The organism is Novosphingobium pentaromativorans US6-1 (assembly GCF_000767465.1).
Classification (GTDB): domain Bacteria; phylum Pseudomonadota; class Alphaproteobacteria; order Sphingomonadales; family Sphingomonadaceae; genus Novosphingobium; species Novosphingobium pentaromativorans.
In genome coordinates, this window is record NZ_CP009291.1 from 1,335,827 (window position 1) to 1,356,249 (window position 20,423).

Genomic DNA, 20,423 nt, shown 5'->3' on the forward strand with positions numbered 1-20,423 from the left:
GAGCCCCCATGCCGCGTAACGTACAGGTCATGTTTGCCGCTTCGCTTGCCTTCTTCTTCGTCACGGCAACGACCTTCACGTCGCTGGGATACGTCCTTTACACCATGGTTGCAGAACTGGGCTGGTCCAAGGCCGCGGCAGGCCTCAGCTTCTCTCTGCTCGGCCTGGCCTGCGGGATCGCCAGTCCCCTGCCGCCAGTGATGATGAAGACGGTCGGCACGCGCGTGACCATGTTCCTGGGCTGCCTGGTGCTTGCCGCCGGTTTCCTGATCGCCTCGATGATCAGCGACCTGACCTACTTCTTCATCGCCACCTCGCTCATGGGCATCGGCTTCACCCTCGCCGCGCCTTCGCCCGCGGTGTACCTGCTGGCGACGTGGTTCCCGCGCACCTCGGCGCGGATGATCGGCTTCTACTTCATGATCGGATCGTCGGGCGGCATCGCCGGTCCGCTGATCGTCGGCACCATCGTCGGCCTGACCGGCGACTGGCGCCTGCACTGGATGGTCATGGCCATCTGCGCTGCACTCGTCGGCCTCGTCTGCCTGATATGCGTGCGCGACGCGGTGAAGGTCGAAAGCGTCGAACAGGTCAAAGGCCCGGGCGACAAGCGCGATGGCGCCGCCGCCCAACCCCGGAACTGGACTGTACGCGAGGCCCTGTTCAACCCGACCTTCGTGACCCTTGCGGTGATCATGACGGTCGTGCAACTGGTCGTTACTTCGACCCATTCGATCCTCGTCGCCCACATCGCCACCCTCGGCGACGGCGCCGCACCCGGCGCAATCGCCATGAGCCTGCTGGCCTTTGCCGGAACCGGGGCCAAGGGCGTGACAGGCGCCGTGTGCGAACGCTACGACCCGCGCCGCATCCTGATCGCCGGGCTCATCCTCCAGGCCGCGGCCATGGCGGTACTGTGGTCCTCGCCCCATGTCCTCGTTGCTTGCGGAGCCGCCGCGCTGTTCGGCACCGGCTGGGGCATGACCTGGCTCTCCGCCCATGTGCTGATCCTGCGCTACTTCGGTGCGGCCATCGCCGGCGACATGACCGCGATGGCAACCACGGCGACCACGCTCGCGGTACTGGGCCCGGTCGGCGCTGGGACCATCGCCGACCTGACCGGCAGCTACGCCCCGGCCATGCTGGTCTTCTCGATCCTTCTAGTCGGCGCGATCGCCGTCGCCGTGCTGTTCCTGCGTGCGCCGCAGCAGCGCCCGCAAGGTGACGAGGCACAAGGCGGGACGGACGGCGTCGGAGATCTCGTTCCGGCCGAATGAGCCCGAGCGTGGCGGGGCCCAATGCCAAAAATCACTACGCCCAGCGCAAAGCCGCCCCCCTGCGAAGCGGCTAACCTCCCAATATCGTCGGAAAGCGCACGAGGCGCATTCCACCGGTTCGCCCAAAACGGAAACAGGCCAGAATGACTCTCCTCAACGACCAGTTTTTCGACAGTCTCGCGAGTTCCAAGCTCGACACGCTCGAGGCCGACACCCTGCCGCCGGCCTGCTATACGAGCGAGGAATTCTTCCACTTCGAGATGGACGCCATCTTCCAGCATGAATGGCTGTGCGTCGGCCGCGAGGAATGGCTCGGCGAGCCGGGTGACTTCTTCACGGTGACCCGCGCGGACGAGCCGATCATCGTATCGAAGACCCGCGACGGATCGGTCAAGGCCCTGTCGGCGGTGTGCCAGCACCGCGCGATGCTGGTTGCCGAAGGGCAAGGCAACGCACGTGCCTTCGTCTGCCCCTACCATCACTGGACATACGATCTCGACGGCACCCTCGTCGGCGCGCCGGCCATGAGCAGGACCTGCAACTTCGACAAGAAGGCCGCGGCCCTGCCCGAGATCCGTCACGAGACCTGGCACGGCTTCATCTTCGTCAACCTCGATCCCGAGGCAGAACCGCTGACCCCGCGCCTTGCCGCGTTGGAGCCAGTCGTCGCCAATTACGACTTCGCCTCGCTGCGCGGCCCGCGCCCTGAGGAGCCGACCGTGTTCCCGTGGAACTGGAAGGTCATGCTGGAGAACAACAACGACGGCTATCACGCCAGCCGTCTGCATGCCGGCCCGCTGCACGACTTCATTCCCAGCGGCCTCGCCAGCTTTCCGGAAGTTCCCGAGAACTCGGCGGGCTACTACCGGCTCAACGGGACGCTTCACAGGAACGCCGCATTCAACGCCACCCAGCGCTCGGTCTTCCCGGTCTTCCCAAAGCTGACCGAAGAAGAGCAGAACCGGCTGCTTTTCGTGAACCTGCCGCCGAGCCTCTCGCTCGTCGTGCTCAACGATACTGTCCTCTACCTCATCATGGACCCGCGCTCGGCCGGATCGCACGCGCTGACGATCGGCACGCTCTTGGTTCCCGAGGCAATGGACGATCCGCTATTCGACCTGAAAATGAAGATGAACGACCAGGCGGTCGAGGAAATCGTGGCGCAGGACTTCCACGTCGACGAACTCGTCCAGCAAGGGCTGCGATCCAAGCACGCCCCACGCGGCCGCTATTCCTGGCAGGAAGGGGCCCAACGCCTTCTCAACGTCTGGCTCGTCGACCGCTACTGGGCTGAGTGGGACCGCCGTCGCGGCCCCTCGGCTCCGGTTACCGAGATCAAGCGCTCCGGCGCTGCCTGATCTCACTTATTGCACTGTCCATTCCCGACGGCTGCGGCGTCCGACTCCGGTCGGGCGCCGCCTTTTTGCATGGGCCGTCGCCGCGCCGAAAATCGTCGCGCGAGATCAAGGAATTGTGCGCGTGGCGCCGAGCAAAGTTCCCGCGCCACACTAGGCCTTGTTCCCAGCACAAGGGAGCTATCGATGACCAACAGCTTGATTTTCTTCGACTTCGCCACTGACAATCCGGACAATGCCGGAAAATTCTACGCCGAAGTCTTCGGTTGGGAAGACGATGCGCGCATGGGCGGGCTCTATCACCGCATGGTCCCTGGCGGCTTCTTCAAGAACAAGGACGGGTCGGACAGCCAGATCGGCAATCTCCACTTCGGCGTATTCGACGCCAGGAACGCTCGCCCCAATCCCAATCCCGGCGGCGCGGAGCCGCGCACGCTTTCGACTGAAGGGCGCAAGGCGCGGATCTGGGTCCTGGTGAGTGATGACGACACCCCGGAGCGCATCCTAGACACCGCAGAAAAGCTCGGCGCCAAGATCCTGTGGCGCAACCACTACTGGAAGGAATTCAACGGGTTCAACCACTGCTTCGCCGACCCCTGGGGCAACGAGATCCTGCTCTGGGTGAAGGCCGGCGAAAACCCGCAGATCCCGGAGGGCTATACCTGCGAATAAGGCCCTCCCCTTCCCGGTCCTGCGGCAGCGCGACAAGTTCTTGTGCGCCGCGCCGCAAGACCGGGAACACGGCCCCGGCCTAGCCTTCCCCCAACAGCACAAGATCTACGGCGCCCATCGGGTCGGTCGCCGCGGGAACTCAACGGAGCACACGACAATGAGCCGCCTCCCCATCGTCTTCTTCGGACATGGCAGCCCCATGATCGCCCTGGAAAAGAGCGACGTGACGAAGACCTGGAACGAGATGGCCACGCGGATCGGCAAGCCCAGGGCGATCCTGTGCATTTCCGCGCACTGGCAGACCCGCGGCACGGCCGTGACAGCAATGGCCCAGCCGCGCACGATCCATGACTTCGGAGCCTTCCCGCAGGCGCTTTTCGATGTCCAGTACCCCGCCCCCGGCGATCCCGAGCTGGCCGCCCGCGTCAAGGAACTGCTGGCGCCCATGCCCGTCGGCCTCGATGCCAACTGGGGCCTCGACCATGGCACCTGGTCGGTCCTCGTCCACGCCTATCCCGAAGCCGATGTGCCGGTGATCCAACTCGGCATGGACATTGCCAAGACCCCGGCGGAGCACTGGCTGGTGGGGCGTATGCTGCGCCCCCTGCGCGATGAAGGCGTGCTGATCATGGGCACCGGCAATATCGTCCACAACCTGCCCGCGATGGACTGGGCCAATCCCGCCGCCGCGCCATACCCTTGGGCCGAGCAGTTCAACACCGCGATGTGCCAAGCCATTGCCGGCGACGATCCCAGGACCGTCATCGATTACGAGGCGCTTGGCGAGGCCGCGCGCCTGTCGGTGCCCAGTTCGGACCACTTCCTGCCGCTGCTCTATGTCCTGGGCGCCAGGCACGAGGGCGAAAACGCCCGGTTCGACCCGCATTTCATCCAGCACAAGTCGCTCAGCATGACGAGCGTCCTGATCGACGAGGCCTGAGCCGCCCCTTCCCGTTTCCACCTGTGTCACAGGAGTTTAGATGGCACTGATCGACCTGAAGCCCGAGTTCGCCAAGCAGACCGCCGCGCCCAGCGCCCTGCACCATCTCAGGGCCACGCCAGAGACGGTGCACTGGGGTTACTTCTCTCCCGAAATCAAGCCCGCCCTGACCGTCAGGAGCGGCGACCTGATCTCCGCGCAGGCCGTCACCCACCATGCCGGCGACGATCCCGAACTGATGTTCGACGACGATATCCGCCGCATCTTTACCGAGATCGATCCCAGCACCCGCGCACCGGGCTGCCACATCATGACCGGCCCGATCTACGTCGAGGGCGCGGAGCCGGGCGACATGCTGGAAGTGCGCTATTTCCAGATGAAACCGCGCATGAACTACGGCTCGAACCTGCAGGCGAACTGGGGCCACCTCTACGAGGAATTCGGCGAGACCGAGCGCGTGACGATCTACAAGATCGATCCCAACGCCAATACCGCCAGCGCTCTCTATGCCTATGACGTGGCGGAAAAGTACGTCGAACCCGGTCGCATTACCCATTGCCCGGAATGCGACCGCTCGCCCGCCCTGCCCGGCATCACCCTCCCTGCCCGTCCGCACCTTGGCACTGCCGGCGTAGCGCCCGCCGTCAACGACCCGGTCAGCACGATCCCGCCCGGCCTGCACGGCGGAAACATCGACAACTGGCGCATCGGCGCGGGTTCGACGATGTACTACCCGGTGCAGGTCAAGGGCGGCCTGTTCTCGATCGGCGATCCCCACATCAGCCAGGGCGACGGCGAGATAAGCGGCACTGCCATCGAAGCATCGCTCGACGTCCTGTTCCAGATCGTCCTGCGCAAGGACTTCTCGTTCCCCTCGCCCCTGCTCGAGACGCCGGACTGCTGGATCGTCCACGGCTTCGGCGAGGATCTCGACCAGGCCATGAAGGGCGCCTCGCTGGATATGCTCCACCTGCTCACCGAGCATCAGGGCCTCTCGCGCCATGACGGCTATTCGCTGATGAGCGTCGCGGCAGACTTCGGCGTGACCCAGGTGGTCGATGGCACCCAGGGCATCCACTGCCGCATCGAAAGGCGCATCTTCCCCGAGAAGGGCACCGTGATCGATCCCGAATGAACATGCCGATTACCGAGAGTGTGCCGGGCGTTCCCAACCGTCCGGCACACGCCTGTTGCTTCTGATGACGAAGGAAAGTGGACGATGGGGTATGAAATGATCGAGGTGCGTCCGATGACCAAGCGGATCGGCGCCGAGATCTTCGGCATCGACTTGCGAGAACCGCTGGGCAACCAGGCCTTCGCGGAAATCCACGATGCCCTGATGAAGCATCAGGTCGTCTTCTTCCGCGACCAGCGGATCGACCACGAAGCGCAAAAGGCCTTCGGCCGCGCCTTCGGCAAGCTGCACATGCATTCTGCCGTGAAAGGGCTGGACGATCACCCCGAAGTGGTCGCCATCCATGCCGACGAAAACAGCAAGTTCGTCGCCGGCGAGAAGTGGCATTCCGACCTCTCGTGCGATCCCGAACCGCCGATGGGCTCGATCCTCTACATGCACACCCTGCCCGAGACCGGGGGCGATACCCTTTTCGCCAGCATGTACGCCGCCTACGAAGGCCTGTCAGAACCGATGAAGGCGTTTCTCGAACCGCTGAGCGCGGTCCACGATGCGAACCCGGTCTACAAGGCGCTGTTTCCGGACATCCAGAAAACCTACGAATGCAACAGCCACCCGGTCATCCGCACCCATCCCGTGACAGGGCGCAAGCTGCTCTTCGTGAACTCCTCCTACACCACGCGCATCAACGGGCTTTCGCTGGAGGAAAGCGATGCGGTGCTCCGCTTCCTGTACGAGCACATCAAGAACGCCAACTTCCATGTGCGCTTCCGGTGGGAGCCTCACTCGATCGCGTTCTGGGATAACCGCTGCACCCAGCATTTCGCGGTGTGGGACTACTTTCCCGAAGTGCGCTCAGGCTTCCGCGTTACGGTCGCAGGCGACCGCCCCTTCTGATCCACTTCCGTCACTCCGTCGCCAATGCCGACGGGGTGACGAGCGACCTCAGCTGGTGAACAGTGCCTTGCGGATCACCGCATGTACGCCGAAGTTTCCGTTTACCACCTGGCTCACACCGAAATCGACACCTACCGACAGCAGCGATATCGCCTCGTCCTCGCTGAGCTGCTTGGCCGTCATCAGGAAACGGCGGGCCTTGCGGAATGCGTCGCGCATCGCGGAATCGATCGAGGACTGCTTGTACACCTCGCTCTGCGCGTCTTCGCCCAGTTCCTTGAGGTAATCTGGGTGGCTGAAGCCCATGACCACCCACTCGGTCTCGGTCTCGATCAGCGGGTAATCGACATCCTTCAATTGCTCGATAAGGCCCGAGGCCTTGTGGTGGACGACCTGGATCAATCCGGTCATCGAGCATTCGATAGCCGTGCCGCACAGTTCGCTATCGCCCTGCGAGGCATGCGGATCGCCAAGCGAGAGCAATGCCCCGGCTACCTGTACCGGCAGGAAGACGCGCGCACCCGGGCCGGTGCGCCAGTTATCGAGATTGCCTCCGAATGAAGCCGGAGGGACCGAATCCACCAGTCCACCATAGGCAGGTGCGACCGCGATCACGCCGAAGTGCGGGCGGATCGGGATCTCGACATTTCGCAGGACGTCGTAATTGCGCTCGATCGTCGTGGGATCGACCGGGACGCCCGGATAGTCATAGCGGCTATGGGCAATGCCGGAGGGATCGACCTGTTCGGTCCAGCGATACTGGTAGACGGCGTGGGCTGTGGGCGTGCGCGCGCCGGTCGCCTCGACTTCGTAGATCGTGATGACTTCGCGCTTCTTCGGCTCGGTCAGCAGGTCCTGGTAGTGGAAGCCCCAGTAAGTCGCGGCATTGCTGCCGAAGCACTTGCCGGCAAAGCGCGGGTTGCCGCTGGGACGGGGCTTGAGATCGAGGATGCGCACTTCCACGAGGTCGCCCGGCATGGCACCCTCGATCGCAATGGGACCGGTGCAGATGTGAACGCCGAACCCCTCGCCCGGCCCGCGGCCGAAGGCGCTGGCATCCATCGGGCCTGCGCCGCGCCGGTCAACCGCCTTGCCGTGCTCATCCCAATGGTAGACGCTTTCCGCGCCCGGATCGCCGTGAACCATGCGCTCGGGATCGTCGTTGGCGTGATGGGTCAACGTCTCGATAGTGATGAAATCGCCCGAGCGCACGTGAAGCGCTGGCTTCAGGTCCTTGCTGAGATAACCCCAATGCACTGTCTCGGGCGAGGCCGGAAGATGGTGATGGCGGACCGGCTGGCCGTCGGGCAGGAACTGCGCGGCATCGAGCGCGGGAGCTGACGCCCCCTCCTCCTCGCCGTCCGCGTCCTTGTCGGGCTCGCGTCGGGGGTCCGGCTCCTCGGCAGCATCGACCAGCTTTTCTTCGCCGGAACTGTCCTGCTTTGCCGCACTGCGTTCACCACGGGCCGGACGGCCGCGCCGAAGCAGCTCTACCGCCTCCTGCTCCTGCGGCTGAGCCTTGCGATATTCGCGCGGCGAGATGCCGTACTGCTCACGAAAGGCGCGGCTGAACGAGGCGGAATCGTTGAAACCCCACTCGAACAGAATGTCGGAAATCGACTTCTGCACATGAAGCGGGCTGCGCAAGTCGAGACGGCAGCGTTCGAGGCGCCGCACCTTCACGTAGTGGCCGAAGGAATCGTTGATCGATTCGAACAGCTTCTGGAGGTAACGCGGCGAAATCCCGTGCTCTGCCGCGACCTGCTGATAATTGAGATCGGGGTCGGACAGGCGGATCTCGATCGTCTGGAAAATGCGTTCCAGCAGCGCCGCACGCATGCCCGCCGCGCCGCCCAATGCCTTTGCCGGCGCGTTGTCTAGCAGGCTGGTGACGAGGAATTCGGGGAACGCCAGTTCAATCGGCCGTGCCTGGTCGGTGGTGATGTCCGAGATCGTGTCCGCAAGCGAACGAAGCATCCCGGCAAAGACGCGCGCAGTGCCGGTATCCGTCGCGATCTTGCGCGGTGCGCCGCCGATTGGCGTCTTCAACCGCATTGACAACTCGCTGTGCGGCACCTGCACGATCAGGCTGCGGTTATCGCCCGCGAATGACAGATGCACCGGTGAATCGCCCCTGCCGCAGATCATCTCGCCGTCGCCGAGCCGGATTTCCTGCTGCGCGTCGCGCATCGTCGCGCTGCCGTCGAGAATGATCGCCAGCCAGTAGGTCTGCGGCTGTTCGCGAAAGTCGATCGACCAGGACTGCGGCGTTCCGGTCACACGAGTGAAGTCGATATTGGTGCTCGAGCGAAAATGGATCAGCTCGCCGTAAAGCGTCGCCTCGTCCACTTCGTCGAGCGTGAGCGACAGGCGCTTGAGCGCAAAGCGCCATGCGTCGCGGCGCTGTTCCTTGGGATAGACATTCGTTGTAATTCGCAAAGCGAGGACCACCCGATAAGCTGGTGGCACCCTGTCCCGGGCGATGAACGCTTCTTAACTCTGGCGACCTTTCTGCAAGGTCTATCCAGCGTTCAGGCTACCGGCAAGGGGCATTTCACCCGGTCAGAAAGGCGTATCGTTACCGTACACGCTGGATATCCCGGCAATCTGTCCAGGCGTATCGCCACGGCCGCAAACCGCCAGCATCGTCAGCGCATAAACGAGCGCGCTGGAGGCCATGTCCTCGCGCGTCGGCCGCCAGCGCGGCATGCCGGTGGTGACTGCCGGAACGCGGTGCATGTTGAACACATTGTGATCGCGCCACATGCTCGAATAGACCGGATGTGCGGGCTTCAGCGGCGCTCCGCGGGCCAGCCTGGTGGCGGCATCGACCGCACCGACAAGCGGAGCGACTTCGTCCGGGCGGGCCTCGAAACCATGGCGCACGACAACCGGCTCGACATCGAAGTCCTGGACCGCGACCCCGCGCATGGCCTCGACGATGCCGTGATAGGCGTCCGCCGCCTTCTGCCTGGGGTTGAGCGAGACATCGATATAGAGCGCGCAGACTTCGGTGCCTGCCCCGAAGTCGATTGGCATTCCGCCGCGCACCGACGCGATCTGGACCTTGGGCGCGATGGCACCGCTTTCGGTCTCCAACCGGCTGCTGCGTTCGAAGTCCAGCCCCCAAGCATGGAGCGCATCGATTACAGGGCCAAGGCGGTAGATCGGGTTGGGATGAGCCCGCGCATCCTCAGGCGCATCGAGAATCGGCGAAAACACACCCTGGCCGAATATGCGGACCCGGAACAGCGCATAGCCGCAGCCCTGCCAGGTCAGGCCGAAATCGGTGCCTTCAGCGGCAATCGCATAGTCGGGCGCTACGCCGCCATGATGGAACAGGTAATGCGCGCCGATGTCCTTGCCGTTCCAGTCGATGCCTGAGAATTCCTCGATCGGTTCAGGACCGATCTCACCCGGACAGGCCGTAAGCCAGGTCTTCCCGGCCAGCCCGATACCCGCCTTGCGCAGCGCCTTGGCGGCGATGAGGAAGCAGGACATCGGCCCGCGATCGTTGGAGATCGGATATCCGCGCAGCCGCCCTTCCTCATCGACCCAGCACTTCGTCCATTCCGGATCGGCCAGCGTACTCTCGCGGTAGCGGAACTTGTCGTGTTCGCGCATTCCGCTGGGACTCTCGGTATCGAGATGCGCCGTGAACAGCAGGTTCGCCCCGCGCCCGTTGCCGCCGTATTCACCGATGACGTTCGGCCGCTCAGGCGTTGCGCCGACCTTGCGCGGGCGAAAGCCCTCCTGCGCCATCCAGTCGTGCACGAATTCGGCTGCCGCCAGTTCCTCGCGCGAGCGACTGGGAATATTGCCGAGGGTCAGGGCTAGTTCGACGAGTTCGTCCGCATCGATGGCAGCGGCGACCGCGGCGCGCTCTTCTTCGCTCACCGCATAAGGCGCGCTGGCGGGATCGGCGAAGGCCCCTGCGGCAACCGGTTCGTTCTCGCAATAGTCAGCCAAACTGGCCTCCCCAGATCCATGTTTCGTGCAAGATCAATGCCCCGCGACCATCAGGCCCTCTGCCGTCTGCGCCGAGCGGCTGTAGCGCGGCAGCAAGGTGAGCAACAGCGCGCCAGCGACGAGCGCGCCGCCGACCCCGATAAGCGCGATGCGATAGGAATGCTGTGCATCGTAAACGGCATCGAGCAGGATCGGCGTCGTACCCTGCGCCGCGATTACCGCCGAGTACATAGCCCCGATGATCGAGCCGAAATGGCGCACGCCGAAATAGCGGGCGATGAAGTAGGGCAAGGCGCCAAACTGTCCGCCTAGCCCGACCCCCAGCAGCGCCCCGCCCAGGATCAGCTGCGGCATCCCCTGCCCGGTCTCGAGCAGGACGAGACCGACTACCGCCATCAGGTACATCGGCACGGCCACACGCGGCGTCTGGATCATGTCCATGATCCGCCCGGTCGCAATCTGCCAGCCCGAGGTTACGAGAGCGAAGACGCTGACGACCGCCGTTCCTGTGCCTATCGAAAAGCCGCGATCGCTCAGAATCGGCACGACGTGGCTGAATACCGCCGTCGTGCCCCCTGCTCCGGCCGCCAGCGCGATCAGGACAAGCCAGAAAGCCGGGGTATGCGTCGCCTCAGCCAGAGTCAGGCCCTCGCGCTCTGGCATCTGCTCGGTATCGTCGCTGACGCTGCGGTCGCGCAGCAGCAGCCAAAGCAGCGGAAAGGCGATGACAAGCATGAAGCCGCTGATGCCCATGTAACCGGCACGCCAGCCCCAAGCCTGCACGAGCACGGCGCCCAGCACCGGCAGGACCACCGAACCGAGCCCGCAGCCCCCTCCCGCGCTTACGCCCAACGCCGTGCCGCGGTTCTGTTCGAACCAGTCGGCGATCACTTTCTGGAAGATCGGCGTTCCTGCCATGGCGCCGAATACAGCGAGGACCGCGAATGTCGCGTAAAACTGGATGAGGCTACCACCGGTAAGGGAAAGCGCAGCGATGGAAAGCGCCAGGCCGAAGATCCCGATCAACAATGTCCGCCGTGCGCCGTGCTGATCGACGTAGCGACCGATCATCGGATAGCTCACCGCGCCGACCAGGGCGAGAACTCCAAGGACACCGGAAATACTGGCGCGCGCCCAGCCAAATTCCGCGGCGAGCGGCATCAGGAAGAGCCCGAAGACCGCGTGAACGGCGGGAGTCACGCTAACGGCATTGCCAAGGGTACAGGCAGCCAGAACACCGGCCGGCGAGCCTTTACCGAAGGCCCGCCCACGATGGCCGGGGCGGTTCAAGACCACGCCTCCATTACGTCCTGAGCAGTAGTCAGCAGCGCCAGGTTCTTCTGTAGCGCAAGGAGCGAGCCTGTGTGCAGACCCGGTTCGTAGGCGGCGCAGGCGTCGGATACGACGAAGACATTGTAGCCGCGATGGAATGCACCGCGGGCCGTGGAATCGACGCAACACTCCGTGGTGATTCCCGTCATCACCACTGTATCGATCTTTCGCGCCTTGAGCTGGTCGTCAAGGTCGGTTCCATGGAAACTATCGAACAGCAGTTTCTCGATCTCGATATCGCCGGATTCCGGAAAGAGCCGGTAATAATCGGCGCCCGGCTGACCCGCGCGGCAGATCGCCTCGCCTCCGCCACTGCCCCGGCGGGCCATCAAGGTCTTCAAAGCGGTTGAATCGGTCTCGGGCCGGGTCACCACGCGCATGAACGCAATCGTCACTCCCACCTTGCGCGCAGCAGCGATCATGGCCTCGATCCGGTCGATGACTGCCTCGATGGGATCGAGATCGACCCCGAATCTGCCAACCAGCCCTTCAGCTGCGGCAAAGTCGTTCTGAATGTCCACCACGACGAGCGCCGTGCTTGCGGGAGGCAGCATCTCCTCGAGATCCCGCGCAGCGACATGCGGCAGGTCGAGCACTTCAGCCATGACTCCCGACCTTCACCTTGCCGGGAAATCGCTCACGCAGGACGGGCAGCACCTCCTGGCCGAATTTGGGAATGCCGGTCATGTAATCGGGGAAGATCAGCATCAGGCCATCGGTCTGCGACACTTCGAAAAGCTCGGTAAGCCGTTCGATCACGGTCTGCGACGAACCCGCGACATGCGCGGACATGAAGCTGGAGCGGGCCTTTTTGGTAAAGGCGTTTTCCTTGCCGATCTCCGCATCGAGGAAGCCGTAGGCGCGCATCATGCCGTGCAGTGCCCCTTCATCCAGGCCGGCGGCATAATGCCTTGCGGTCGCTTCGGCCTGCGCGTCGGTATCGGCGAGCAGGACCGTCATCATCGAATAGGTGCGCACATAACGTCCCATGGCCGCCGCGTCCGCCTTGGCCGCGTGGCTCGCTTCGGCGAGTTCCACAGGATCGCCACCGCTGAGAAAGATCGCGTCCATCTCCTCGGACGTGAAATGCATGCCCTTCTTCGAAGAGCCCGCACAGACCAGAAAAGGCCGCTTTTCCGGCTTGGGCCAGGACTCGCAATCCTCGAGCTGGAAATACTTGCCGTCCATCGTCACCGAGTCCTCGCGCCAGAGGCGCTTGATCGCAGTGACCCATTCCTTGGCGAGATCGTAGCGCCCGTCATGGTCGACGCCTTCGGGCCATGCCCCCATCTGCGCAAACTCGTCCTTGTAGGAGCCGGTGACGACGTTAAGGCCGCCGCGCCCCCTGGACACCTGGTCGAGCGTCGCCATCATCTTGGCAACGACCGCAGGGTTCTGCAGGATCGTGTGAACCGTCGTCCAGACCTTCACCTTGCTGGTCACTTCCGCCAGCGCTGCCATCAGCACCACCGGATCGAGCGAGCTGTTCCAGTGGCTGGTCTCACCGCCGTAACCGCGGAACTTCGACATCGACATGACGAAGTCCAACCCCGCTTCCTCGGCCAGGATCGCACACTTGCGGTTGTAGGCGTAAGAGCCGTCGAGTTCGGGCTTGTTCTTAGAGAGGATCCACCCGCCATTCGCGATCGGCAGGAAAATGCCGAGGTCCTTGCCGCCGCTGTCGGACGGAATATCGAAGGGCGTGGGCTCGAACTGTGTCATACTCAAGGACTCCCGATCCGCGTCTGGTCGATGTTGGATCAGCTTAGGGAAGCGGCCGCCGGGTTCTTGATTGGCAGCGCATGTTCTGTTGCCGAACCGGAAAGCAGGTCGAACACCGCCCCGCGCGCAGGCATCGAAGGGACCGCGCCGCGGCCGAGAGTGCACAGGGCCGCCGCCGCGCTGGCGATGGGCAAGGCTTCTTCGAGGCGCCGGCCTTCATCGAGCAGCGCCGCCAGTGCGCCGCAGAAGCAGTCGCCCGCGCCGATGGTGTCGACGGAAATGACCGGCACGGCCGGAATGTGGCGATACGAATCCCGCCGTATCGCAAGCGCGCCGTTGGCCCCCAGCGTAACGACGATCGCCTGATCTGCCCGCGCCAGCAAATCCCGGGCCCGCGCGGCGAGGTCCTCGTGTGAAAACGGCGCTTCCCAGGGCGGGACATAGACGCCCAGCTCATGTTCGTTGAGGACAATGATATCGACGAAGTCGAACAGGCATCGCGCTTCGAGCAGGGCTGGTGCCGTGTTGAGAATGCGAATCGCCCGAGACTGCGCGAAGACCGGCGCCAGGGCGGCAACCGGCACTTCCAGCTGCGAAAGCAGGACACCTTCTTCCACCGGCGCAGGTGCCTTGAGCCTCGCATTGGCGCCGGAGACGACGATGATCTGGTTTTCACCTTCACCATCCACCGCAATATAGGCGGTTCCGGTCTCCTCACCCGCTATGACTTCGACATCGGAAATATCGATGCCTTCCGCCGCGAGCCGGTCCTTCATCCAGCGCCCGGCATCGCCTTCACCCACGGCCCCGATCATGCGCGTGACCGCACCCATCCGGGCGGCCGCCACGGCCTGGTTCGCGCCCTTTCCCCCGGGCAGGCGTGCGGTCGCCCCGGCCAGGACCGTCTCGCCTGGCATGGGCAGGCGTTCGAGCGATGTAATGATGTCGATGTTGATCGAACCGACGATGTGAACAGCCAAGTCTGCGCCCCGTCTTCTTTGCATGTGCAGCGAAGGTGCAGCATGGGACCTGCCCCCGGTCAAGCGCGAGGAGCCCGCGTGCGCCCAGGCACAAGATTTGCGGTCGCCAGCGCAAAGAGCGCGACTCCTGCGGGCCATTAGGTTCCTCGTCTGCAACAGGAAGGTGACGAAGATGACGAATTGGCTGATCACGGGAATCGGTGGCGGTCTGGGCCGGGAACTCGCCAGGGCAGCGCTTGCCCGCGGAGACACTGTAGTGGGCACCAGCCGCAGGGCCGAGGACGCTGAATTCACCAGCTTCGCTCCGGACCGCGCCCACCTGCTGTGCGTCGACCTGCGCGACGAGGCTTCGGTGCATGAAGCCGTGGCCCGCGCCGAGGCGCTGACTGGCGGGATCGACCGTCTCGTGAACAACGCCGGCTATGGATTGATCGGCGCCATCGAGGAAGTGTCCATCGATGAAGCCCGCGACCTGTTCGAGATCAATGTCTTCGGCGCCATGCGCATGATCCAGGCCATGCTGCCGCACATGCGCGGCCGGCGCGCAGGGCATGTGGTCAACATCACATCGGTCAGCGGCCATGCGCCCTGGGCAGGCACGGCCATCTACGGCGCGAGCAAGTATGCGCTCGAATGCCTGGGCCAGACGCTGGCGCAGGAAGTCGCCCCGATGAACATTCGCGTCACCAATGTCGCCCCGGGCGGGATGCGCACCGAATTTGCCGCATCGGGCCTGCGCATCGCCGGCGCGGACATTGCCGACTACGACGAGGTTGCCCACTTCGCGCGGCGCAGCCTTACCGAGAATGCCGGCAAGGAAAAAGGCGATCCCCGGCGCGCGGCGGCGGCGATCCTCGAAGCGCTGGATGCGCCCGAACCGCCGCTGCACCTGTTCCTGGGCGAAGACGCCTTGCACTATGCGACCGATCAGCACGCCTTCGTCGCCGCGCAGATCAGGGACTGGGAAAGGCTTTCGCTTTCGATCGCCTTCGAGGAAGCCTGGTGCACAGGATAGAACTGCCCGACTGGGCAGTCGAGCGTGGGCGCGGGTACAATAGTTTCGACGCGATCGACCCGGAGCGCACGGCGCTTGTGGTAATCGACATGCAAACAGCTTTCGTTGCCGAGGAAGGTGTGTTCGGCAAGGAAAGCGCCCGCGCCATCGTCGAGCCGATCAATACCCTGGTGCGCGCCATGCGCGACGCCGGAGCCTGCGTAATCTGGACGCGCCAGACAGTGAGCGATGCACCGCACCTGGCCGTGCCCGCCTGGCAGTACGACCTCGCCGACCCGTTCGTCGCCCGGGCAGTGGCGTCGCTGCGCAGCGGTACCGCTGCTCATGAAATATATCCACCGATGGCCTGCGGACGCGACGACCTGGTCCTGGACAAGTTTCGTTACGGTGCCTTCTCATGCCCTGCCGGCGCCCTTGCCCGGGTTCTGCACATGCGCGGGATCGAACTCATCGTCCTTGTCGGCACGCTTACCAATGTCTGCGTCGAATCCACCGCCCGAGAGGCCAACATGCGCGGGCACAAGGTGATCGTGGTCGCGGATGCCTGCGCTGCCGCCACCGACGCCGAGCACAACGCCGCACTGCTCAACCTGCGTCTGAACTTCGCCGACGTGCAATGGACACGGGACATCCTGGCCTTGTTGCAGGAGCCCGATCGGCATCTCCCGCTCCTTGGGTAGGCGGCGCCGGTTCCGTGCCGAACCGACGCCGCCATCTCCCAATCCACAGGTGCCGTACGCTCAGGAAAGCAGGCGCGGCACCGCCACGGAAAATATGTCGAAATGCCCGTCCGGGTGCTCCTCGGCTCCACCGCGAGGGGCTGCTCGGTGTTGGACGACGCCATTCTTGCCGAACCCTGGAACCACTGGCCGCCCGGCGTCGCGGCTCAGCCAGAGGCGCAGGAGGTGGCGCTTGCGCTGCGGCTCGGGCCAATCCCGGAAGGTCGTCCGGGCGTGAAGCGCTGCATAGTTCGACAGCCACTGAATATCGCCTGGCCGGAAGTCCATCGCGATCGCCATGCCTTCCTCGTAAGTGATCTTGTCGAAGAGCTCGAGTACCTCGATCTGTTCGGGCGTCAGCTTGGGCACGCCATCGTATTCCTGCGCAGTGAGGATGTAGAGCGAGCCTGCGTACATGGAGAACACGCCATCGACGAGACTGACGATGGGCGAGGTATAGGTGTCCGCCGGCGCATTGTGGTCCTGGCGCCGCCAGTCCCAATGGAACGGCTCGAGCAGCAGAGGCGCAAGATCGGGTCGGCGCTCGAGAATCTCGTTGTAGATCTGCGCGCCCGAGACCAGACAGGACAGCCCGCCCTCCTTGGCCGGGCGCAGGCACATCAGCGCCACGATGTCCGAACTGTCGGAGTGATAGACGAGCTTGTCGCGCACCTTCGATGACAGCGCGGTCGGATCGTCCATGGTCTTGTCCGAAGTCGCATAGACATGGTCGATCAGGTCGCCCATCTCGTTCTGGCGTATCGGATCGCCCATGTGCAGGCCGAGGATGTAGTAAATCGCGCTCGAAAGCGCGTCGGAATAGAGCTGGGTTCGCAGGCCCCGCACCAGGACGAAGCCGCGGCCGTAATCGACATCGCCACCCCATTCCTTCACCGCGTCGGCGCAGGCTACAAGCGGGTAGTCCTGGGCCCTGACCGTGCGCAGGTCCGGATTTTCAGCCAGGAAGCGCGCACCGAGAATTTCCAGCTCGTCCACCTGCGCATCCGACAGCATGTAGATCCACTCGCCGCTCTGCTCCAGCGCATCGCCGCGCCAGGCGGCGGCGGTCGTCACCGGGGGGACCGTTTCCAGCGATATGTTCGGATTGCTGGCCATGCGCTGTTCCTTTGCTCCGCCATTCGATAATGATCCTGCTAGCTTAGAGCGACGCGGTCACGGCGACTTGTCGCGCCATGTCCGAAAGGTTTTCCGGACGCGAACAGGACGGCTCAGTCGCTTCCGAGGAATTCCAGCACGTTGGTGCGAACGCCCCGCTGATACCGTTGCGATCCACATTCCCTACCCTTTGGAGTAAGCCCGAGGGCCTACTTGTGTGCTTGTGGTCACAATGAGACGATGGGGGCTTCGGGGGAGTACGATTCCTACCAGTGCGACAGTCTCCCGGCGCCGAGGGTCATTTGCATGGTCTATCCTTCCGAACTGTCAGACTGGCGAGCGGAGCAGCCGTTCGACGAGGGGGCAATGATGGACGGCCAGGATGAAGGCATAGCGGAACGGTTCAACAAGATTGCCGCATTGGCCTATGCCCGCTGGGAAGCCCTTCGCGATGATGAAGAACTGCCCTCGATCGCCCACAGCACGATTGAGGAAACACGCCTGTTCACGTCCAACTGCGTGCAGGTGGCATGGGATCCGGAAATCACCCTGCCGACGATTTCCTACCTGGGCGAGAGTCTTGCGCCGCAATTGGCCGAGATCTCGGGTGATCACTGGCCAAACCTTCCTATCGAAAGCCCCATAGTGACGCTGCTGCACCGCATCTCTCAGCAGGCTGTCGAAGAAAGGGACGCCACGGAGTTCAAGGAATGCGTGACGGACAGCAATGGCATGACAAGGGAATGCCGAGGACTGGCTCTGCCATTTCTCGGACGCGAGCGAGGGACGTTCCTCGTCGATGTCATGTTTGATCTGGACCAGCCCATGGAGCCGCTTGCACAGGCCGAAGAACTTGGCGAACTGCTGCTCGAGCAGGAACTGGACCCGGAGGAGATGCCGAACCTGGCAACCAAGCCGCCTCCGCCGCCGGTACTCTTCGTCTGCGTTTCCGGCGATCGCGACGACGCTGCCAGACCGCGCTCGCCCCGCTCGTCCGATGTGCAGGCAAAGCCCTACCTCCTGCCGATCAGCGCCGAGATCCCGGCCGAAGACGACATCGCGCAAGACGAACCGCTTCTGCTGACCGAATCTTTCGAGGCACCGTCCGCGGATGAGGGCCTCCTGATCAACTACGACGAGTTCCTGATGTCGCTGGAAGAAGCGCGACACCAGGTCGAGGCGGCGAGTTCGAGCGAGGAACGCTCCCACGTCGCGCTCTACAGGGCGATCGGTGCAGCCTACGACTTCTCCATCTATGCGCTCGACGCGCCGGACCGGTTGGAGCGCATGATCGTGGAAGCCGGCCTGACGATGCAGGCCCGTGCGCCGATGACGCCCATCGTCAAACTCGTCTTCGGCGCCCACTACGACCGTCCACGCCTTGCCGAATATGCAACGGCCTTGGCCCATGGCCGGCGCAAGGGCGTTGCGGCAGGGGCCTTCGTCGATTACCTGCTCACTTACGAGGGCGGGCTCAAGGGCATCGTCAAGGCCGAAAGGGCACGCAAGCGCAAGATCAGGTCGCCGCGCCATTCGAAGCTGGAACTGATCGAGAGCAAGCTGCGGCAGCTTCCCGCAGTGCCCGCCCAGACGATTACACCAAAAGGCGAGGAGTTCGCCCTGGTTCTCGCCCGGCGCATGCCCGACGGTACGATTGCGCTGCTCGGCGAAGTCCCGAAGGACGAGAGGCTGCTCTGCTCCGCTGCGCAGAAGTTCCTGAAGACTTAGGCTTTCATTGCGCCTGACCTGATTTGGTTAACCACGCCCCGGCGCGCTTACCCCTTTCGCGTAGCCGCTACCGAATCCGGTTATTCGCCGCCATGGCGGCACGTCCCTCATGGCGCGAAAATGGGGCATGCCCCATGAACTATCCCCACTCCTGCGGCACTTATCGATCACTACTCGAACGCTCCGCCGCCTACTCCGAAAGCTCGCTGGCAAGCCAATCCGATCAACAGCATCCTCCCGCTCGTGAAGTTTTCCGCCCCCCCCGATCTCGCCCGTTCGCGCATGGCGGCAACGCCGGCGAAACACGTGAAGCAGATGCTCGTCGATCGCGAGACGAAGTACGCGGTCGCAGGGGTCGTTCCCGTTTTCGTGATGGTGATGCTCCTCGCCCATAGCGCCAGCCCTGCGCCGACACGCCACGAGGCGATACCCCGCCTCGGCGACGCGGTCGCCCCGGTGTCGGCCAGACAGGTGAAGATGATAGAAGCTTCGCCGTCGACGACGAACTGGGGCGGCGCCCGGCAACAGCCGGCAATGCTGGTTGTAACCCCGACCAGGCCCAGGAGCGCGGCCCCGTTCTTCTACAAGGGAACGACCAGCGACCGCGAACGGGCAGTCAATTGCCTTGCCGCGGCCGCCTGGTACGAAGCCGGAAACGATCCGGAAGGACAAAGGTCGGTGATGCAGGTCGTCCTCAATCGCGTCCGCCATCCCACTTTTCCCAGCTCCGTTTGCGGTGTCGTGTTCGAAGGCAGCGAACGCACGACCGGATGCCAGTTCACATTCACTTGCGACGGATCGATGCAGCGCCGTTTCCCCTCGCCGCGGCAATGGACGCTGGCGCAGACCCTGGCAGATAAGGCGCTGACCGGTTCGGTCGACGATACCGTCGGGCAGGCCACGCATTACCATGCGGACTATGTCTCGCCCTGGTGGAGCGGCGCGCTGCAGCAGGTCAGCCAGATCGGGGCGCACATTTTCTATCGCTGGCCGGGCGGCCGCGGTCATCTTGCCAGAAGCCGCAATTCGGGTAGCGAAGCCGACGAGGCTGAACTCGCGCAAGGCCGGCCACGGCCGGAGACACAAGGTGAGGCCGCTGCGCTTCTCGCCCCGCAGATCGCATCGCTCGATGCGGCTGCAAGCGCGCCGGTGATCCCGGTCGGCGTCAGTCAGGCCCAGCTCATCGGGCTCGACCCCAAGTCGCCCAGCGGACCCTGGGCCGTGACCGCGCTGACCCAGTGCCTCAACAAACCGGCCTGTACGGTCCTGGGGTATGGTCAGGGCGTCGAGCTGAGCCGGAACACGAACCTCGTGCCCGCACAGATGGATCGGCCGCTCTTCCTGTTCGTGCGCGATCGCGCCTCGGGGATGGAAGTGGTGCTCTGGGATTGCGACCGAACGGCCCGGCCCCGGGAGGATCAGTGCCTTCCCAGGGATCGCAAGTCGCTTGACCAGCTCATGCGCAATCGCTGAGGGCTCGGCCCAAGGTCGAGCGCGCGTTCACTCGCCGAGATGATCCGAAGTCCAGCGCCGTCATAGCAGCGGGACCTTCCCAGGACTGAACAG

General features: G+C 64.0%; 17 protein-coding genes. 10 read left to right on the plus strand and 7 right to left on the minus strand.

What is annotated here, in order from left to right:
- Positions 1 to 8 precede the first annotated feature (8 nt).
- The 6 genes from JI59_RS06255 to JI59_RS06280 all read left to right on the plus strand — a co-directional run bounded on the left by JI59_RS06255 (position 9) and on the right by JI59_RS06280 (position 6,276).
- A complete protein-coding gene (locus JI59_RS06255) occupies positions 9 to 1,277 on the plus strand; it encodes an MFS transporter (protein ID WP_238532558.1) in 1,269 nt (422 codons plus the stop codon).
- Between the two features lie 143 nt (positions 1,278 to 1,420).
- Positions 1,421 to 2,635 (plus strand): aromatic ring-hydroxylating oxygenase subunit alpha, encoded by a 1,215-nt coding sequence (locus JI59_RS06260; protein ID WP_007013632.1) that lies wholly within the window; start codon positions 1,421 to 1,423, stop codon positions 2,633 to 2,635.
- A gap of 183 nt (positions 2,636 to 2,818) precedes the next feature.
- Positions 2,819 to 3,304 (plus strand): VOC family protein, encoded by a 486-nt coding sequence (locus JI59_RS06265; protein WP_007013631.1) that lies wholly within the window; start codon positions 2,819 to 2,821, stop codon positions 3,302 to 3,304.
- A gap of 157 nt (positions 3,305 to 3,461) precedes the next feature.
- On the plus strand, positions 3,462 to 4,244 hold the full coding sequence (ygiD, locus tag JI59_RS06270) for a 4,5-DOPA-extradiol-dioxygenase (RefSeq protein ID WP_007013630.1): 783 nt from the start codon (positions 3,462 to 3,464) through the stop codon (positions 4,242 to 4,244).
- 40 nt (positions 4,245 to 4,284) lie between these two features.
- The gene (locus JI59_RS06275; RefSeq protein WP_007013629.1) at positions 4,285 to 5,379 is read left to right on the plus strand and encodes an acetamidase/formamidase family protein; all 1,095 of its coding nucleotides are present in this window, start codon (positions 4,285 to 4,287) and stop codon (positions 5,377 to 5,379) included.
- 84 nt (positions 5,380 to 5,463) lie between these two features.
- Entirely contained in the window at positions 5,464 to 6,276 is an 813-nt protein-coding gene (locus tag JI59_RS06280) for a TauD/TfdA dioxygenase family protein (RefSeq protein ID WP_007013628.1), read from the plus strand.
- 48 nt (positions 6,277 to 6,324) lie between these two features.
- On the opposite strand, the gene JI59_RS06285 is transcribed toward JI59_RS06280, so the two are convergent.
- From JI59_RS06285 to JI59_RS06310, 6 genes are all read right to left on the minus strand, one after another.
- Positions 6,325 to 8,715, minus strand: coding sequence for an acetamidase/formamidase family protein (locus tag JI59_RS06285; protein ID WP_238532557.1), 2,391 nt, complete (start codon positions 8,713 to 8,715; stop codon positions 6,325 to 6,327).
- 123 nt (positions 8,716 to 8,838) lie between these two features.
- Positions 8,839 to 10,245 carry a zinc-binding metallopeptidase family protein gene (locus JI59_RS06290; RefSeq protein ID WP_007013626.1) on the minus strand — a complete coding sequence of 469 codons (1,407 nt, stop codon included), beginning with the start codon at positions 10,243 to 10,245 and terminating at the stop codon, positions 8,839 to 8,841.
- 33 nt (positions 10,246 to 10,278) lie between these two features.
- On the minus strand, positions 10,279 to 11,445 hold the full coding sequence (locus tag JI59_RS06295; protein WP_007013625.1) for an MFS transporter: 1,167 nt from the start codon (positions 11,443 to 11,445) through the stop codon (positions 10,279 to 10,281).
- Between the two features lie 86 nt (positions 11,446 to 11,531).
- Positions 11,532 to 12,182, minus strand: coding sequence for a cysteine hydrolase family protein (locus JI59_RS06300; RefSeq protein WP_007013624.1), 651 nt, complete (start codon positions 12,180 to 12,182; stop codon positions 11,532 to 11,534).
- The gene (locus tag JI59_RS06305) at positions 12,175 to 13,299 is read right to left on the minus strand and encodes an LLM class flavin-dependent oxidoreductase (protein WP_007013623.1); all 1,125 of its coding nucleotides are present in this window, start codon (positions 13,297 to 13,299) and stop codon (positions 12,175 to 12,177) included. Before JI59_RS06305 ends, JI59_RS06300 begins: the two co-directional genes overlap by 8 nt.
- A 38-nt stretch (positions 13,300 to 13,337) precedes the next feature.
- Positions 13,338 to 14,279, minus strand: a complete 942-nt coding sequence (locus JI59_RS06310) for a ribokinase (RefSeq protein ID WP_007013622.1) — start codon at positions 14,277 to 14,279, stop codon at positions 13,338 to 13,340.
- A 172-nt stretch (positions 14,280 to 14,451) separates the two neighbouring features.
- Between JI59_RS06310 and JI59_RS06315 the strand changes: the two genes are divergently transcribed.
- Positions 14,452 to 15,294 carry an oxidoreductase gene (locus tag JI59_RS06315; protein ID WP_038575662.1) on the plus strand — a complete coding sequence of 281 codons (843 nt, stop codon included), beginning with the start codon at positions 14,452 to 14,454 and terminating at the stop codon, positions 15,292 to 15,294.
- Positions 15,282 to 15,974, plus strand: coding sequence for a cysteine hydrolase family protein (locus JI59_RS06320; protein WP_007013620.1), 693 nt, complete (start codon positions 15,282 to 15,284; stop codon positions 15,972 to 15,974). Before JI59_RS06315 ends, JI59_RS06320 begins: the two co-directional genes overlap by 13 nt.
- Before the next feature lie 60 nt (positions 15,975 to 16,034).
- Here JI59_RS06320 and JI59_RS06325 read toward each other — a convergent pair whose 3' ends face one another.
- Positions 16,035 to 17,129, minus strand: a complete 1,095-nt coding sequence (locus tag JI59_RS06325; protein WP_007013619.1) for a TauD/TfdA family dioxygenase — start codon at positions 17,127 to 17,129, stop codon at positions 16,035 to 16,037.
- 306 nt (positions 17,130 to 17,435) lie between these two features.
- Here JI59_RS06325 and JI59_RS25600 point away from each other — a divergent pair, with 306 nt between their 5' ends.
- Both JI59_RS25600 and JI59_RS06335 read left to right on the plus strand, forming a co-directional pair.
- Positions 17,436 to 18,857, plus strand: a complete 1,422-nt coding sequence (locus JI59_RS25600; RefSeq protein WP_007013617.1) for a hypothetical protein — start codon at positions 17,436 to 17,438, stop codon at positions 18,855 to 18,857.
- A 243-nt stretch (positions 18,858 to 19,100) separates the two neighbouring features.
- A complete protein-coding gene (locus JI59_RS06335; protein ID WP_238532555.1) occupies positions 19,101 to 20,330 on the plus strand; it encodes a cell wall hydrolase in 1,230 nt (409 codons plus the stop codon).
- The last annotated feature ends 93 nt before the right edge of the window (positions 20,331 to 20,423 follow it).